This is a genomic window from Spongiactinospora gelatinilytica, assembly GCF_003236385.1.
Lineage (GTDB): Bacteria > Actinomycetota > Actinomycetes > Streptosporangiales > Streptosporangiaceae > Spongiactinospora > Spongiactinospora gelatinilytica.
Genome location: NZ_POUA01000046.1, coordinates 1 through 14,668, shown reverse-complemented (window position 1 = coordinate 14,668; position 14,668 = coordinate 1). Strand labels below are relative to the sequence as shown.

16 protein-coding genes are annotated in these 14,668 nt (G+C 72.6%); 11 read left to right on the top strand and 5 right to left on the bottom strand.

Annotated features, from left to right (window positions below; genetic code table 11):
• Positions 1–4: 4 nt before the first annotated feature.
• The gene (asnB, locus tag C1I98_RS08820) at positions 5–1,855 is read right to left on the bottom strand and encodes an asparagine synthase (glutamine-hydrolyzing) (protein ID WP_111166582.1); all 1,851 of its coding nucleotides are present in this window, start codon (positions 1,853–1,855) and stop codon (positions 5–7) included.
• 10 nt (positions 1,856–1,865) lie between these two features.
• A complete protein-coding gene (locus tag C1I98_RS08815; protein WP_233507524.1) occupies positions 1,866–2,114 on the bottom strand; it encodes an acyl carrier protein in 249 nt (82 codons plus the stop codon).
• A 161-nt stretch (positions 2,115–2,275) separates the two neighbouring features.
• Between C1I98_RS08815 and C1I98_RS41280 the strand changes: the two genes are divergently transcribed.
• Complete coding sequence (locus tag C1I98_RS41280; RefSeq protein WP_158557973.1) at positions 2,276–2,422, top strand: hypothetical protein; 147 nt, start codon at positions 2,276–2,278, stop codon at positions 2,420–2,422.
• 3 nt (positions 2,423–2,425) lie between these two features.
• Positions 2,426–3,625, top strand: coding sequence for a cytochrome P450 (locus tag C1I98_RS08810; protein ID WP_111166580.1), 1,200 nt, complete (start codon positions 2,426–2,428; stop codon positions 3,623–3,625).
• 58 nt (positions 3,626–3,683) lie between these two features.
• Here C1I98_RS08810 and C1I98_RS08805 read toward each other — a convergent pair whose 3' ends face one another.
• Positions 3,684–4,157 (bottom strand): hypothetical protein, encoded by a 474-nt coding sequence (locus C1I98_RS08805; protein WP_111166579.1) that lies wholly within the window; start codon positions 4,155–4,157, stop codon positions 3,684–3,686.
• Between the two features lie 9 nt (positions 4,158–4,166).
• Complete coding sequence (locus C1I98_RS08800; protein WP_111166578.1) at positions 4,167–5,207, bottom strand: LLM class flavin-dependent oxidoreductase; 1,041 nt, start codon at positions 5,205–5,207, stop codon at positions 4,167–4,169.
• A 181-nt stretch (positions 5,208–5,388) separates the two neighbouring features.
• Here C1I98_RS08800 and C1I98_RS08795 point away from each other — a divergent pair, with 181 nt between their 5' ends.
• From C1I98_RS08795 to C1I98_RS08780, 4 genes are read left to right on the top strand one after another with little or no spacing between them, the layout of a single operon-like run.
• Positions 5,389–6,990 (top strand): FAD-dependent monooxygenase, encoded by a 1,602-nt coding sequence (locus tag C1I98_RS08795; protein WP_199536815.1) that lies wholly within the window; start codon positions 5,389–5,391, stop codon positions 6,988–6,990.
• Positions 6,991–6,999: 9 nt separating this feature from the next.
• The gene (locus tag C1I98_RS08790; protein WP_111166576.1) at positions 7,000–7,839 is read left to right on the top strand and encodes an LLM class flavin-dependent oxidoreductase; all 840 of its coding nucleotides are present in this window, start codon (positions 7,000–7,002) and stop codon (positions 7,837–7,839) included.
• 13 nt (positions 7,840–7,852) lie between these two features.
• Positions 7,853–9,028 carry a nucleotide disphospho-sugar-binding domain-containing protein gene (locus tag C1I98_RS08785; protein ID WP_111166575.1) on the top strand — a complete coding sequence of 392 codons (1,176 nt, stop codon included), beginning with the start codon at positions 7,853–7,855 and terminating at the stop codon, positions 9,026–9,028.
• Between the two features lie 19 nt (positions 9,029–9,047).
• Entirely contained in the window at positions 9,048–10,205 is a 1,158-nt protein-coding gene (locus C1I98_RS08780; protein WP_111166574.1) for a nucleotide disphospho-sugar-binding domain-containing protein, read from the top strand.
• A 28-nt stretch (positions 10,206–10,233) separates the two neighbouring features.
• Here C1I98_RS08780 and C1I98_RS08775 read toward each other — a convergent pair whose 3' ends face one another.
• The gene (locus C1I98_RS08775) at positions 10,234–10,995 is read right to left on the bottom strand and encodes an SDR family NAD(P)-dependent oxidoreductase (protein WP_111166573.1); all 762 of its coding nucleotides are present in this window, start codon (positions 10,993–10,995) and stop codon (positions 10,234–10,236) included.
• Between the two features lie 236 nt (positions 10,996–11,231).
• Between C1I98_RS08775 and C1I98_RS08770 the strand changes: the two genes are divergently transcribed.
• The 5 genes from C1I98_RS08770 to C1I98_RS08750 form a co-directional block, all read left to right on the top strand.
• Positions 11,232–12,254, top strand: coding sequence for a methyltransferase (locus tag C1I98_RS08770; RefSeq protein WP_111166572.1), 1,023 nt, complete (start codon positions 11,232–11,234; stop codon positions 12,252–12,254).
• A 23-nt stretch (positions 12,255–12,277) separates the two neighbouring features.
• A complete protein-coding gene (locus C1I98_RS08765; protein ID WP_111166571.1) occupies positions 12,278–13,282 on the top strand; it encodes a methyltransferase in 1,005 nt (334 codons plus the stop codon).
• Between the two features lie 9 nt (positions 13,283–13,291).
• Positions 13,292–13,612, top strand: coding sequence for a TcmI family type II polyketide cyclase (locus tag C1I98_RS08760; protein WP_111166570.1), 321 nt, complete (start codon positions 13,292–13,294; stop codon positions 13,610–13,612).
• Positions 13,609–14,013, top strand: coding sequence for a cupin domain-containing protein (locus tag C1I98_RS08755; RefSeq protein ID WP_111166569.1), 405 nt, complete (start codon positions 13,609–13,611; stop codon positions 14,011–14,013). Before C1I98_RS08760 ends, C1I98_RS08755 begins: the two co-directional genes overlap by 4 nt.
• A partial coding sequence (locus C1I98_RS08750) for a beta-ketoacyl synthase N-terminal-like domain-containing protein (protein WP_267898026.1) occupies positions 14,013–14,668 on the top strand: 656 nt, incomplete at its 3' end. The genes C1I98_RS08755 and C1I98_RS08750, both read left to right, overlap by 1 nt.

Genomic DNA, 14,668 nt, shown 5'->3' with positions numbered 1-14,668 from the left:
AACCTCAATAATCCAGCGTTACGTCGTATTCGGAAAACCACCTGGTCATCCACAGGGCCATCTCCAAGCTGCCCCGGTCGTAGGGCCGGCTGACGTGACCGGTCGGCCGCCGGACCGCCTGCTTGACCCGCTCGGGGTCGAGCAGCCCGGCGATCGGCCGTTCGCCGCCGTCGGTCAGCTCGCCGAGTTCGTCGCGCAGGGCCTGTTCGTAGGCCGGGTCCTGGGTCGCCGGGTACGGCGTCTTGACCCGGTCCCGCACGGCCTCGGGCAGCAGGTCGCCCACGGCCGCCCGGAGCAGCCCCTTCTCCCTGCCGTCGAACACCTTCATCGCCCAGGGGACGTTGAAGACGTACTCGATCAGCCGGTGGTCCAGGAACGGCACCCGGACCTCCAGGGAGCTGGCCATGCTCATCCGGTCCTTGCGGTCCAGCAGCGTTTGCAGGAACCGGGTGAGGTTGAGGTAGGTCACCTCGCGCATGCGCCGCTCCAGCGCGTCCTCGCCGGGCAGTACCGGCACCTCGGCCAGCGCCTCGTGGTACCGGGCCAGCCGGTTGGTCTGGAGGTCCAGCTTGTCCTTCAGCTCGTCGGCCAGCAGTCCAAGCCCGCCGAAGTACCGCGCCGAGCCCGGCGTCAGCCAGGGGAACGTGCCCGCGTGCACCGCCGCCTGGTTGAAGAACCAGCGGTAGCCGCCGAACAGCTCGTCGGCCCCCTCGCCGGACAGCGCGACCGTGGAACGCTCGCGTATCGCCCGGCACAGCAGGAACAGCGACGGCCACATGTCGCCCCAGAACGCCGGCGGCTGGTCGTTGGCGCGCAGCACGGCCGCCCGCACCGGATCGGCCACCAGCTCCGCGCTGTTCAGCAGCACCTCGGTGTGCTCCGCGCCGACGTGCGCGGCCAGCGCGGCGGCGAACGGCCGGTCGGGGGCGCCGCGCACCGCGTCCGGCCGGAAGTCGTCCTCGGCTCCGGTGAACGCCACCGAGAACGACCGCACCGGGCCGGTCCCGGCCGCGCTCAGCCGGTCGGCGGCCAGGGCCGTCAGCGCGGACGAGTCCAGTCCGCCGGAGAGCAGCGTGCAGACCGGCACGTCGGCCAGGAGCTGCCGGCCGACGATGTCCTCCAGCAGTCCCCGTACCGTGGCGACCGTGGTGTCCGGGGCGTCGGTGTGCTCGCGGGCCTCGATGGCCCAGTAGCGGTGCTTGGTCAGCCCGCTGCGGCGCAGGCGTACCAGGTGGCCGGGCCGTACCTCGTGCATGCCGGAGAAGACGGCCCGCTCGGGGGTCTTCACCATGTCGAGGAACTCGCGCATGCCGTCCAGGCCGACCCGGCGGGGCACGCCGGGGTGCGCGAGGATGGCCTTCGGCTCCGAGCCGAACAGCAGCCCCCCGCCGATGGGGTGGTAGTAGAGCGGCTTGACGCCGAGCCGGTCGCGCACCAGCAGCAGTTCCTGGGCGCGCACGTCCCACACGCCCATGGCGAACATGCCGTTCAGCCGCTGCGCGAAGCCGTCGCCCCACTGGAGGTAGGCGCGCAGCGCCACCTCGGTGTCGCTGCGCGTCCGGAACTCGTGCCCGTAGGAGATCAGCTCGGCGCGCAGTTCGCGGTAGTTGTAGATCTCCCCGCAGAACGTCAGCGCCGCCAGGGTCCTGCCGTCCTCCTCGGCCGCCATGGGTTGGTGGCCGCCTTCCAGGTCGATGACCGACAGGCGGCGGTGCCCGAGCAGGACGTGCCGGTCCTGCCACAGGCCCTCGTCGTCGGGACCTCGGCGGCTCATCGTGGCCGTCATCGCCTCGGCCGTGGCCGTGTGGCGGGTCAGGTCACGAGAAAAGTCCACCCAGCCGGCGATTCCGCACATCCGCCGCTCCTCAGGAGGTACCCGTGAGGGCCCGGTTGACCACGTTGAGCAGGTCGGCCGGGGTCTTGGCGCCGCCCGCGGTCTCCTCCGGGATCTCCAGGTCGTACTCCCGCTCGATGGCGCCGACCGTGTTGAACAGCGCCAGCGAGTCATAGCCCAGCGACTCGAAGGTCACGTCCAGGATGTCGCCGTCGAGCTGCACAGCTTCGTCCTCGCCCGCGCTCTCGCGCAGCAGCCGGACCAGCGTCTCAACCGTCATCTCCCGCATCTTCCGCCCTTTCGCTCGGACCGATGACTGTCTGCCGGGAAACTGTCCGGCGGTCCGCTCGACGGACGTTGAACGAGGGCTGGACCGGTTGTCCGACCGGCGCTCCAGCCGTACTCCAGCCAGACGACAGATCACGCGATCACGGTCGTCCCATGAGGCTGCCGTTGGGCGAATGGCTGCGGGCCTGTGCCCGGACCTTGGCGGACCATCCGCCTCTGATGTTCTACGACCCCGGGCTGTGGGCCTGCCCGGATGACAGCGACGAAGGCGACGAGGCCGACGCGGCGCGAAGGAGTTAGCCGATGCACGCAGATGAAGCACCGCCACAGTTCCCGTTCACGGCGCTGGACCCGCTGGAGCCACCGGAGGAGTACGCGAAGATGCGCGAGAGCGCCGCCGCGAGCCGGATCACCCTTCCGACCGGCGACCCCGCCTGGCTCGTCACCCGATATGAAGAAGTGCGCACCGTGCTCGCCGACGCCCGTTTCAGCCGGGAGGCGATCACCGCGCCGGGCGCGCCCCGGGTGTTCCCGATCGCCAAGGGCGCCAAATCGATCATCGTCATGGACCCGCCGGAGCACAGCAGGCTGCGCCGCCTGGTGTCGCACGCGTTCTCCGTGCGGCGGATGGAGGCGCTGCGCCCGCACGTGGAACGGCGGGCCCGCGAGCTGGTGGCCGCGATGGAGGCGGCGGGCCCGCCCGCCGACCTCGTCACCGGGATCACCCAGCCGCTGCCGATGCTGGTCATCTGCGAGATGCTCGGCGTGCCCTACGCCGACGTGGACCAGTTCAAGGCGTGGACCGACCTGATGCTCAGCTTCGACGCCGGCCGCCGCGAGGAGGTCATCGAGGCGCGCGACCGGCTCAACGGCTACCTGGCCGAGCTGATCGCGGCCAAGCGCGCCCGGCCCTCCGACGACCTGATGATGGTGCTCATCAACGCCAGGGACGAGGGCGACCGGCTCTCGGAGGAGGAGCTGGTCGCGTTCGCGTTCACCCTCCTCGGGGCGGGCTACCACGCCACCACGGCCGCGATGACCCACATTCTGCTGCGGCTGCTGCGCGAGCCCGAGCGGATGCGCGCCCTTCAGGACCGGCCCGAACTGCTGCCCGACGCCGCCGAGGAGCTGCTGCGGCTCTCCCAGGCGGGCGGCGGGGTGGGCGCGCTGCGCATCGCGACGGAGGACATCACGCTGGGCGACGTCCGGATCAAGGCGGGCGACGCGGTACTGCCCTCGGTGACGGCCGCCAACCGTGACCCCGAGGTCTTCGCCGCGCCGGACGCCTACGACCCGGTGCGGGAGCCGAACCACCACATCACCTTCGGCCACGGCATCCACTACTGCCTGGGCGCGCAGCTCAGCAGGATCGAGCTGCGGATCACCCTGGAGACGCTGCTCGGCCGGCTGCCGCGGATGGCGCTGGCGGTGCCTGCGCAGGAGCTGACGTGGCGTACCGGGACGGCGTTCGCCCGGCCGGACCGGCTGCCCGTCACCTGGTGATCCCGGGTCGGATACGACGAAGGCGGCGCCGCGGTACGCGGCGCCGCCCTCACCACTTTCAGGGTGACTGGATGCTGTAACGCTTGGCCTCGACCCTGGTGTGGAAGACGCCCTGGACGGTCCCGTCGGCGTCCACGGACGTGCCCGTGCCGTTCGAGGTGAACGTGTCCGCCGAGGTCAGCGCGCCGTCCTGGACGCCGCGCAGCTCCCAGTCGAACACGCCCTGGTCATCCACGTCGTAGTGACGGAAGGCGTACCGGAAGCCGGTGGCGGTGGGCTGCCAGGTGCCGAGGCCGGTCCGCTTGCCGTCGGCCAGCTCGAAACTGCCGTCGCGTTCCAGGGCGAACAGGGCGCGTTCCACCTTGTCGCTGCCCTCGAACGTGATCACCACCGCCCAGGTGCCCACCGGCGAGCGGGTACGCCCCGCCTCGCCCATGGCCGAGCCGGTCAGGCCGGCCACCGTACCGATCGCCACGACTCCGACCGCCGCCCGCAGCGCCGTGCGCCGCAGCGCGCCACTCTTGGCCGCCATGGTTCCTCCTTAGTTGTCCGGCCTGGTCCGGCCGGGATTGATCAGTTCCACCGCTTCCGCGGCGACCTGGAGCGACTTGCGGCGCGCCGCCGGATCGGAGCCCACCGGGGACAGGGCGAGGATGGTGACCCCCGCCTGTTCGTAGGCGGCCATCCGTTCCGCCAGCCGGTCCGCGGGTCCCAGCAGCGACGTGTCGTCGGCGAATTCGAGCGGCACCGCGGCGACCGCCCCGGCCGTGTCCCCGGCCTGGGCGCGGTCCTGGATCTTCGCCGCGGCCTCGCCGTGCCCGAGCCGTTCCATGAGCCGGAAGTAGAAGTTGTCGGAGCGGTGCCCGAGGCTGACGAACCTGGCCACATGGTGCTTGACCGGCAGGGCCGCCGTCTCCAGGTCCTCGCCCACGGCGATCGGCACCGAGGGGATCACCTCGAACGACTCCCCGACGTGATCGCCGCGCACCCGCCCGGCCCCGATGCGCCGGACCGCCTCGGCCACCCGCGCGGGCGAGCAGAAGACGCCGAACCATCCGTCGGCGATCTCACCGGCCAGTTCCAGCCCGCGGTCGCCCACCGCGGCCAGATAGACCGGGATGCGCGGGCTGATCAGCTTGTTGTGCAGGCGAAATCCGGTACCCCGGCCGCCCGGCAGCGGCACCGTCAGGTGCTCGCCCTGGTGATCGACCTGCCGGCCGTCCAGCCCGGCCCGCACGATCGCCACGTACTCACGGGACATGGCCAGCGGGCGGCCGAACGGCCTGCCGTGCCAGCCCTCGGTGATGAACGCGTTGGAGACGCCCAGCCCCAGCCGGAACCGCCCGCCGGACAGGCCGTCCAGCGTGGCGGCGGTCATCACGGTCATGGCCGGGGTGCGCGCGGGCATCTGGAACACGCCCGAGGCCATGTGGATCCGGGTGGTCCTGGCCGCGATGTACCCCAGCGCGCTGGCCGCGTCGGAGCGGAAGCCCTCCGGCACGAACGCCACCTCGAACCCCAGCCGTTCGGCTTCCACGGCGAGGTCGGCGTCGTCCAGCGGGACATTGATTCCCAGTCGCATGTCGAAGTCCAGCTCTCTCGGCCCTGCTTGTCGCGAGCATCCTGGGCCGCCGGGTTAGAGCCGCGCTGGACCTGCGGCGCGCCGGGCCTTCAGCGAAAAGGGATCAGTACTCCAGCCGGGCGCGACGCCCGGCGCGCTACCTGGTACGGCGGGCGTCGACAACGAAGGGATGACCCCACAAATGCCTCAAGAAGAGACTCAGGTGCTGATCGCCGGCGGCGCTGTCGTCGGACTTTCCGCGGCCCTGTTCTTGGCCTGGCACGGCGTGCCGGCGATGCTTGTGGAGCGCAAACCGAGCACACTGCGCCACCCAAGGGCACGGATGATCAACCCGAGGACCGTCGAGGTCTACCGGTCGCTGGGCATGGAGCGCAGCATACTGGCGGCGCGCTCGCTGAGCGCGGACCTGAGCACCAAGACGATGATCAGGGCCAAGACGCTCGACGACCATGAAGCCCAGTCCTCGCCGATGCGGACCGAGGCCCCCGGCCTCACCGCCGCCACCCCCTGCACCTGGTGCTCCATCGACCAGAACCGGCTGGAGGAGATCGTCGCCGACCACGCCGCCAAATTCGGCGCCGATGTGCGTTACTCCACCGAGCTGGTGGCGTTCGAGCAGGACGGCCAGGGCGTGACGGCCACCCTGCGCGACGCCGACACCGGCGAGGAGCGCCGCGTCCGCGCGCGCTACCTGATCGCCGCCGACGGCATCCGAAGCTCCATCAGGGGACGGCTCGGCATCGGCGTGACCGGTCCCGGCGTACTCCAGAACATCGTCAGCCTCGTCTTCAAGGCCGACCTCAGCGGCCCGTTGCGCGGCCGGGACCTCGGTCTCGGCTACTTCGACCGGCCCAGGAGCGGCACCCGGATGATGCCGCTGGACGGCTCGCGCTGGGTGTTCATCACCCCCTACGACCCGGCCACCACGTCGGCCGACGATCTCGACGACGAATGGTGCACAGAGGCCGTGCGCGCCGCCGTGGGCGTGCCCGACCTGCGGGTGGACGACATCGAGGTGCAGATCGAGCGGACCGGCGCGAAGGTGCTCGGGTACGAGATCGGCGCCCAGCTCGCCGACCGCTACCGCAGCGGCCGGGTGTTCCTGGCCGGGGACGCGGCGCACGCCATGCCGCCGACCGGCGCGCTCGGCGCGGCCACCGGTGTGCAGGACGCCCACAACCTCGCCTGGAAGCTGGCCGCCGTGCTGTCCGGCAAGGCGGGGCCGGGCTTGCTCGACACCTACGAGCAAGAGCGCCACCCGGTCGCCCGGCACACCATCGACTACGCCATGAACACCATGCGCGAGCGGATCAGCGCCGAGGGCGACGGGAAGGCGGTCAGCTACCCGGCGATCATCCTGGGCTACCGGTACCGCTCGGCGGCCGTGCTCCCCGAGGACGGCGACGCGGACGGCCCGCCCGCGCTGGAGCCGGAGCTGCTGGGCGCGCCGGGCACCCGCGCCCCGCACCTCCCGCTCATCCGCGACGGAGCCCGGATATCCGCCCTGGACCTGTTCGGCGCCGGTCCGGTGCTGCTCACCGACGCCGAGGGCGGGGAGGCGTGGCGGCGGGCGGCCGGGCCGGCCGGCGTCGAGGTGCGGGTGATCGGCGGCGGCGAGCTGACCGATCCGGAAGGGCGCTGGCGGCAGGCGTACGGCGTCGGCCCGGGGGGCGCGGTGCTCGTCCGCCCCGACGGCTTCGTCGCCTGGCGCACGCCCGCCCTGCCCGCCGACCCGGCCGCCGAGCTGCGGCAGGTGCTCGCCCGCATTCTCGACCTGGCGTAAGGAAGGGCCATGGAGATCGGACTCGCGCTGCCCACCACGGTGCCGGACGTGTCCGGCCGGGGCCTGCTCGAATGGGCCCGCCGCGCCGAAGGGCTCGGTTTCAGCACGCTCGGCGTGCTGGATCGCGTCGTGTACGGCAACTACGAGCCGCTGCTGTCGCTGGCGGCGGCGGCCGCGGTCACCGAGCGGATCAGGCTGGCCACCACCGTCCTGCTCGCGGCCTGCCGGGACAGCACACTGCTGGCCAAGCAACTGGCGACCCTCGACCACCTGTGCGGCGGCCGGCTGGTGGTCGGCCTGGCCGCCGGGGACCGCCAGGACGACTTCACCGCCACCGGCACGTCGTTCGCCGGCCGGGGCAAGCGGCTCGACGACGCCGTGGCCGAGCTGCGCGCGGCCTGGTCGGGCACGGGTCCGGGGCTCAAGCCGTACGGCCGGCCGCCGCTGCTGATCGGCGGGCACTCGGCCGCGGCCATGCGCCGCTCGGCCCGGTCCGGCGACGGCTGGATCAGCGGCGGAAGTTCCGTCACCCGCTACGCCGACCTGGTCGCCCGGGTGCGCACGGAATGGCGGCGGCAGGGGCGCGCCGAGTCGCCCCGGCTGGTGTCGCTCTGCTACGTCTCCCTCGGCCCGGACGGGCCCAGGCGGGCCGAGAGCTACCTGCGCGGCTACTACGCCTTCGCCGGTGAGAAGGCGGCCCACGTCGTGGCGGGCGTGGCCACCGAGCCGGCCCGGCTGCGCGACCTGGCCCGCGGCTACGCCGAGGCCGGCTGCGACGAACTGATCCTGCTGCCGTGCGCGGCGGACCCGAGACAGGCGGACCTGGTCGCCGCCGCGGTACTGAGCTGAAAGAGGGATAGCGATGCGGGTGCTCTTCACCTCCTGGGCCTGGCCGTCCCACCTGTACGCGATGGTCCCGCTGGCGTGGGCGATGCGCGCGGCCGGGCACGAGGTGCTGGTCGCCGGTCAGCCGTCGCTGGCGGTCGCCGCCGCGCACGCGGGCCTGCCGTACGCGCCCATCGGCTCCGACGTGGACTCGGTGGGCATGGTCCGAGGGTACGCGCTGCCGACCCGGCGCTTCGGCACGCCGGCGGCGGCCCCGTCGAACGGGCGCGGCCCCCGGGCGCTGCGGATGTTCCAGGCCAACGCCGAGGCCATGGCCGATGACCTGGTGGAGCTGGCCCGGGAGTGGCGGCCCCGGCTCATCGTCCACGACCCCACGGCATGGGCGGGCGCGATCGCGGCGGCGGCGATCGGCGTGCCCGCCGTACGGCACCTCTACGGGGTCGACCTCATGCACGCCGCCCGCCCGTTCCTGGCCGAACTGCTGGCCCCGATGGGCGAGCGGCACGGCTTGGAGGATCTCGATCCGCTGGGGGCGGCGACGATCGACCCCTACCCCTCCGATGTCCAGGTGGACGTGGACTATGAGCCGGTGCCCGTCAAGTACGTGCCGTACAACGGGCCCGGCATCACCCCCCGCCTGCGGCCCGCCGCCCGGCCCCGCGTCTGCGTGACGTGGGGGACGACCATCGCCCGCGTCGATCCGGAGCGGTTCCTGGCCGGGGACGTGCTGCGGGCGCTGGCCTCGCCCGAGGTCGAGGTGGTGGCCGCGGTGACCGCGGCGCAGCGCGAATGGCTCGGCCCGGTGCCCGAGGGCGTCCGGGTCGTGCAGGACGCGCCGCTGCACGCGGTACTGCCCGGCTGTGACCTGCTGGTCGCGCACGGCGGCGCGGGCACCTCGCTGACCGGCATGGCCGCCGGGCTGCCGCAACTCCTGGTCCCCCAGCTTCCCGACCACGAGGCCCACGCCACCCGGCTGGCACGGGCCGGCGCGGCCGTCCTGCTGCCCGTGGACCAGGCGAGCCCCGCCGAGCTCCGCGAGCAGGCGCTGGGCCTGCTGCACGACGCCCGCGCCGGGGCGGCGGCGGCCAGGCTGCGCGAGGAGATCGCCGCGCGGCCCGCGCCCGCCGACGTGGTGCCGCTGCTGGAGGAGGTCGCCGGCGCGTTCAGCGCTCGTCCACCGGGGCTCCACTGAACCGGAGCAGCCTGCGGGCATGCGTATCCTCATCTCCACCATCGCCACAGCGGCCCACTTCTACCCCGTCGTGCCCTTCGCCTGGGCCCTGCGCTGCGCGGGGCACGACGTACGGGTGGCCTGCGAACCCGGCTTCACCGCCACCGTCGCGGCCACCGGCCTGCCCGCAGTCGCCGTCGGCCAGGACGTCGACCTGCGCACGTTCTGGAAGGACGTCCCCCTCGACCTGGCCTCCGGCGACGAGCACCTGCGGGTGCGGATGAACCGGTCGATGGTCATGTTCACCGGCATCGCCGCGGCGGCGGCCGGCGACCTGATCGACTTCGCCCGCGCCTGGCGGCCCGACGCCGTGGTCTTCGAGGCGCGCGGCTACGCCGGTCTGGTCGCCGCGCACGCCGTGGGCGTCCCGGCCGTCCGGCACACCTGGGGCATCGACACCAACTACGTACGCCGTGACTTCGACCGGCCGTACGTGGAGGAGCTGTGCGCCAAGTTCGGCCTGACCGGCGTGGACCCGCTGGGCGACCTCACCCTGACGCCCTGCCCGCCCGGCCTCGCCGGAGACGACGACGTCAACCGCGTCTTCCTGCGCTACGTGCCCTTCAACGGCCCGGGTGTGCAGCCGCCGTGGGCGGCCGGGACGCCGGCCCTGCCGCGCGTCTGCGTCACCTGGGGGCACATGTTCTCGCAGATCACCGACAACCTGCACCCGATCAACCTGGCCGTCGAGGGGCTGCGCGACCTGCCCGTGGAGGTCGTGGCGGCCATCGCGCCAGGCCAGCGCGGGCTGCTGCCCGGCGACCTGCCGCCGAACGTGCGGGTCGCCGAGTCGGTGCCGCTGAACCTGCTGCTGCCGTCCTGCTCGGCCGTGCTGAACGGCGGCGGGGCCGGCACGCTGATGACCGCGCTGACCGCCGGCGTGCCGATGATCATCGTGCCGTCGCACACCGACGAGCCGGAGTACGCCGAGCGCATGTCCGCCGCCGGGGCCGCCGTCCACCTGGACTACCGCGGACTGGACGCCGGCACATTCCGCACGGCCACCGAAAAGACACTGGCGGCCCCCTCCTTCAAGGAGGGGGCCGCCAGGCTGGCCGCGGAGAACGCGGCGCTGCCCTCGCCGGCCGACCTCGCGGCCGGCCTGGGCAAGGTCCTCGCCCAGGCCGGCCGCGGCTGACCATCCGAGGCCACCGCCGGGACCTTGGTCAGGTCCCGCCGGTGACCTCGACGATCGTGCCGGTGATGTTCCCGTTGGCGGCCGAGCCCAGGAACACGATGGCCCTGGCCACCTCCTCAGGCGTGGTGAGGCGGCCCGTCGCCGCCGAGGCGGCCATCTTCTCGATCATTCGCGCGGGCAGCGCGCGGCGCATGGTGTCGGTCTCGGTCGTCCCTGGCGAGACCACGACGCTCAGGATGCCGCTCTCCCCGGCCTCGCGCGCCAGCGTACGGCTGAACGCCTGGAGCCCCGCCTTGCTGGCGATGAACGCCTCCTCCCCCGGAATGCCCGAGCGCACCACCGCGGCCGAGACGAAGATGAACCGCCCCCAGCCGCGCGACTTCATCGACGGAAGGACCGCCTGGACGGTGTGGAAGGCCCCCTCCAGCTCCGCGCGGAGCTGGCCCTGCCACTCCTCCACAGGGACGTCCTCGAAGGCCCGGAACGGCATGCGTGGCCCCGACCACGGTGAGGCGTTGGCGACGAGTACGTCCACCCCGCCGTACGCGTCGATGACGGCGTCCACCGCGGCCCTGATGCTGCCGGGGTCGGCCAGGTCGTACTGCGTGGCGAAGGCGGTGCCACCCGCCTGCTCGATCTCGGTGACCGCGCTTTGCGCGCCGTCCTTGTTCCCCCGGTAGGTCAGGGCCACCCTGGCCCCCTCGTCCGCGAACAGGCGGGCGGTCGCCTGTCCGATGCCACTGCTCGCGCCGGTCACGAGCACGCTCTTTCCGCTGAGCCCAAGTTCCATCGGTCACTCCCTTGTTCTGCCGCCTGGCGGGAGCCGGCCCGCCGGGACGCCCATGCTGATGAGAGCCGCTGGAGTTTGGCCTGAGGCTCGCTGGCCGCCGCTCGCCGCGCGGTCGACTCGGGCATGCGGCACTGCTCCAGCGTTGGTGGAGCGATTCTTCAGCCACTGAGACCAGCTTCTCCTGTCGGCGGCCCGTCGCGGATCGGGCCGCCCGGCGAATCCGGAGGTGGGATCAGATGGCAATGGCGGTCATGCGCGACGAGGCGGCCGCTGCGGTGTTCGAGCTGTCCACGGGCGTCCACGGCAGCGCGGTCGTGCGCGCCGCGGTACAGCTCGGCCTGCCCGACGCCGTGGGGGACGAACCGACCACCCTGGCGGCGCTCGCGTCGGCGTCCGGGGCGCGGCCGGACACGCTCAGGCGGTTCCTGAGCCTGCTCACCACGTTCGGGATCTTCGCCGAGGTGGCCGGTAACCGCTACGAGCACACGCCCGCCTCGCGGGCGCTGCGTTCGGACGCGCCGGACGGTCCCGCCCACGTCATCCGCCTCGGCGGTGACTGGAACTGGATCCTGTGGGGCCTGCTCGCCCACTCCGTCAGGAGCGGCGAATGCGCCTTCCAGGCGCACTACGGCATGGACATCTTCTCCTTCTTCGCCCAGGACCAGAAGGCCGCCGAGGCGTTCCATCGCGGCCTGGCGATCGTGGCCAGGCGGGAGGACCCGCTGGTCGCGGACGCGCTGTCGGTCAAGGGCGGCGAGTGCGTGGTCGAGCTGGCCGGCGGCAGCGGCAGCCTGCTGCGGGCGGTGCTGGAACGCCACCCGTACGTCACCGGCGTCCTGGTCGAGACCGAGCAGGCGCTGGCGACCCTGGACCCGGCGCTGCGCCAGGCGCCCCTGGCCTCGCGGTTCCGCGCCCTCCCCGGCGACTGCCACGTCAGGGCGCCCGGCGGCGACGTCTACCTGATCAAACAGACGCTGCACATGTGGGACGACGAGACCTGCGTGCGCGTCCTGGCCAACTGCCGGCGGGCCGCCCCGCCCGGCGCCCGCGTGGTCGTCGTGGAGCAGTTGCTCTCCGACGGTCCGGCCGAGCGCCGCGGCCGGCTGATGGACCTGCACATGCTCCTGGTCGCGGGCGGCAAGGAGCGCACCGAGCAGGAGTTCGCCGAACTGTTCCAGCGGGCCGGCCTCGTCTTCGCCGGCGTGCGCGGGCAGGCGGGCGACCTGCGGCTGATCGAGGGCGAAACACCCGAGTCATGACCCCATCTTCCGGAAGGAGCCTCATGGCAACCGACACATCCATCGGCACCCCGGCCGACATCTTCCGCCTGGGCAGCATGTACGCGATGTCCAAGGTGGTGCTCACCGCCGTCGAGATCGACCTGTTCACCGCGCTCAAGGACGGCCCGGCCACCGCGGCCGAGCTGTGCGACCGGCTGGGCCTGCACCCGCGGGCCACCGGGCAGTGGCTGGACGTCCTGGTCACCACCGGCCTGCTGCGGCGCGAGAACGGCCGGTACGGCAACGGCCCGGCGGCGGCCCGCTTCCTGGTCAAGGGCGCCCCGGCGTACGTCGGCGGCTTCCTGTCCCGCTCCGGCGAGATGCTGTACCCGGCCTGGGGCCGCTTCACCGACACCCTGCGCACCGGCGCCCCGCAGGCCAACGACGGCGACTTCCGCGCTCTCGTGGACGACCCGGCCTTCCTGGACCGCTTCCTGACCATGATGGACTCGCTCAGCGGCCATCTCGGCCCGGAGCTGGCCAAGGTCCACGACTGGACGGCCTGCGACTCGGTGGCCGACATCGGCGGGGCCCGCGGCAACCTGATGTCCCACCTGGTCAGGGCGCACAACCACCTCAAGGGCATGGTCTTCGACCTGCCCCAGATGGAGCCCCGGTTCGACGCGCACCTGGCCGCGCTCGGGCTAACCGGCCGGGCCGCCTTCGTGCCCGGCGACTTCTTCAAGGACCCGCTCCCCCAGGCCGACGCGCTGATCATGGGCCACGTCCTGCACGACTGGGCCGAGGACGAGCGGCGGATGCTCATCGGCAAGGCGCATGCGGCGCTGGCCCCCGGCGGGCAACTGCTGATCTACGACCGGATGATCGACGAGGAGCCCGCCGACGCGGACAACCTGCTGGTCAGCCTGCACATGATCCTCACCACGACGGACGGGACCGAGTACACGGCCGGCGAGTGCCAGGCATGGCTGCGCGAGGCGGGCTTCAAGGAGATCGCCGTCAAGCCGCTGGGTCGGACCGACACCCTCGTCATCGCCACCAAGTAGGAGTACACCGTGCACCGAACCCTCATCGTCGCGCACATGGAGGCTTCGCACGCCGACGCCATCGCGCGGATCTTCGCCGAGTCCGACGCCACGGACCTCCCGCACCTGGTCGGCGTCTCCCGCCGCACCCTGTTCCGCTTCCACGACCTGTACTTCCACCTCGTCGAGGCGGACGAGGACATCAAGCCCAGCCTGGACAAGGCCCGCGAGCACCCGCTCTACCTGGACGTCAGCCGGCGGCTGTCGGAGCACGTCAGCCCGTACGACCCCAACTGGCGCGAGCCGAAGGACGCCATGGCCGTCCCCTTCTACACCTGGGAGAGCCGATGACCGAGACGAGCGCCGGGCACAAGATCGTCCACATCGACGACGTCGAGCCCAACCGCCGCCGCGGCGGTGACCTGCGGGTGCTGCTCAGCCCCAAGACGGTGGGCTCCACCACCGGCTTCATGGGCGTGACGCTGCTCGAACCGGGCGACTTCGTGGCCGAGCACTACCACCCCTACTCCGACGAGTACATGTACGTCGCGCGGGGCACGATCGTGGCCCGGCTGGACGGCGAGGACATCGAGATGCGCGCCGGCCAGGGCGTGCTGGCGCCGAAGTTCACCCGGCACCGGGTGGAGAACATCGGCACCGAGCCCGCGCAGATCGTCTTCCACCTGTGCCCGCTGGCCCCCCGCCCCGAACTCGGGCACGTCGACACAGAAGAACGATCGGGAGAGTCCTGATGCGAAACGCCCGCGTCGTGGTCACCGGGATCGGCGTCGTCGCTCCCGGTGACCCGGGCACCAAGGCGTTCTGGGAGATGCTGACGGCCGGCCGTACGGCGACCCGCACGATCACCTTCTTCGACCCCTCCGGCTTCCGCTCGCGGATGGCCGCCGAGTGCGACTTCGACCCGTCCGCCGAGGGGCTCTCGCCCCGCGAGATCCGGCGGATGGACCGGGCCGCGCAGCTCGGCGTGGTCGCCGCCCGGGAGGCGTGGGCCGACAGCGGGCTGGGCCAGGAGGTCGCGCCGGAACGCCTGAGCGTCAGCCTGGGCAGCGCGGTGGGCAGCACGATGAGCCTGGAGGAGGAGTACGTCGTGCTGAGCGACGGCGGCCGGCGGTGGCTGGTGGACCACGACTACGGCACGCCGCACCTGTACGGCTTCATGGCCCCCAGCACCCTGGCCGCCGAGGTGGCCTGGAGCTGCGGGGCCGAGGGACGGGTCGGCGTGGTCTCCACCGGCTGCACCTCGGGCCTGGACGCCGTGGGCCTCGGGGCCGGGCTGATCAGGGAGGGCAGCGCCGACGTGGTGATCGCCGGGGCGACCGACGCGCCGCTGTCGCCGATCACCGCGGCCTGCTTCGACGCGATCAGGGCCACCTCCCCCAACAACGA

Excerpts from the sequence above, each read along its gene's own strand:
- C1I98_RS08800 (WP_111166578.1), bottom strand. The coding sequence starts at position 5,207 with ATGCGACTGGGAATCAATGTCCCGCTGGACGACGCCGACCTCGCCGTG.
- C1I98_RS08765 (WP_111166571.1), top strand. The coding sequence starts at position 12,278 with ATGGCAACCGACACATCCATCGGCACCCCGGCCGACATCTTCCGCCTG.
- C1I98_RS08810 (WP_111166580.1), top strand. The coding sequence starts at position 2,426 with ATGCACGCAGATGAAGCACCGCCACAGTTCCCGTTCACGGCGCTGGAC.
- C1I98_RS08815 (WP_233507524.1), bottom strand. The coding sequence starts at position 2,114 with ATGACGGTTGAGACGCTGGTCCGGCTGCTGCGCGAGAGCGCGGGCGAG.
- C1I98_RS41280 (WP_158557973.1), top strand. The coding sequence starts at position 2,276 with ATGAGGCTGCCGTTGGGCGAATGGCTGCGGGCCTGTGCCCGGACCTTG.
- C1I98_RS08805 (WP_111166579.1), bottom strand. The coding sequence starts at position 4,157 with ATGGCGGCCAAGAGTGGCGCGCTGCGGCGCACGGCGCTGCGGGCGGCG.
- C1I98_RS08775 (WP_111166573.1), bottom strand. The coding sequence starts at position 10,995 with ATGGAACTTGGGCTCAGCGGAAAGAGCGTGCTCGTGACCGGCGCGAGC.
- C1I98_RS08770 (WP_111166572.1), top strand. The coding sequence starts at position 11,232 with ATGGCAATGGCGGTCATGCGCGACGAGGCGGCCGCTGCGGTGTTCGAG.
- asnB (WP_111166582.1), bottom strand. The coding sequence starts at position 1,855 with ATGTGCGGAATCGCCGGCTGGGTGGACTTTTCTCGTGACCTGACCCGC.
- C1I98_RS08785 (WP_111166575.1), top strand. The coding sequence starts at position 7,853 with ATGCGGGTGCTCTTCACCTCCTGGGCCTGGCCGTCCCACCTGTACGCG.
- C1I98_RS08790 (WP_111166576.1), top strand. The coding sequence starts at position 7,000 with ATGGAGATCGGACTCGCGCTGCCCACCACGGTGCCGGACGTGTCCGGC.
- C1I98_RS08780 (WP_111166574.1), top strand. The coding sequence starts at position 9,048 with ATGCGTATCCTCATCTCCACCATCGCCACAGCGGCCCACTTCTACCCC.
- C1I98_RS08795 (WP_199536815.1), top strand. The coding sequence starts at position 5,389 with ATGCCTCAAGAAGAGACTCAGGTGCTGATCGCCGGCGGCGCTGTCGTC.
- C1I98_RS08755 (WP_111166569.1), top strand. The coding sequence starts at position 13,609 with ATGACCGAGACGAGCGCCGGGCACAAGATCGTCCACATCGACGACGTC.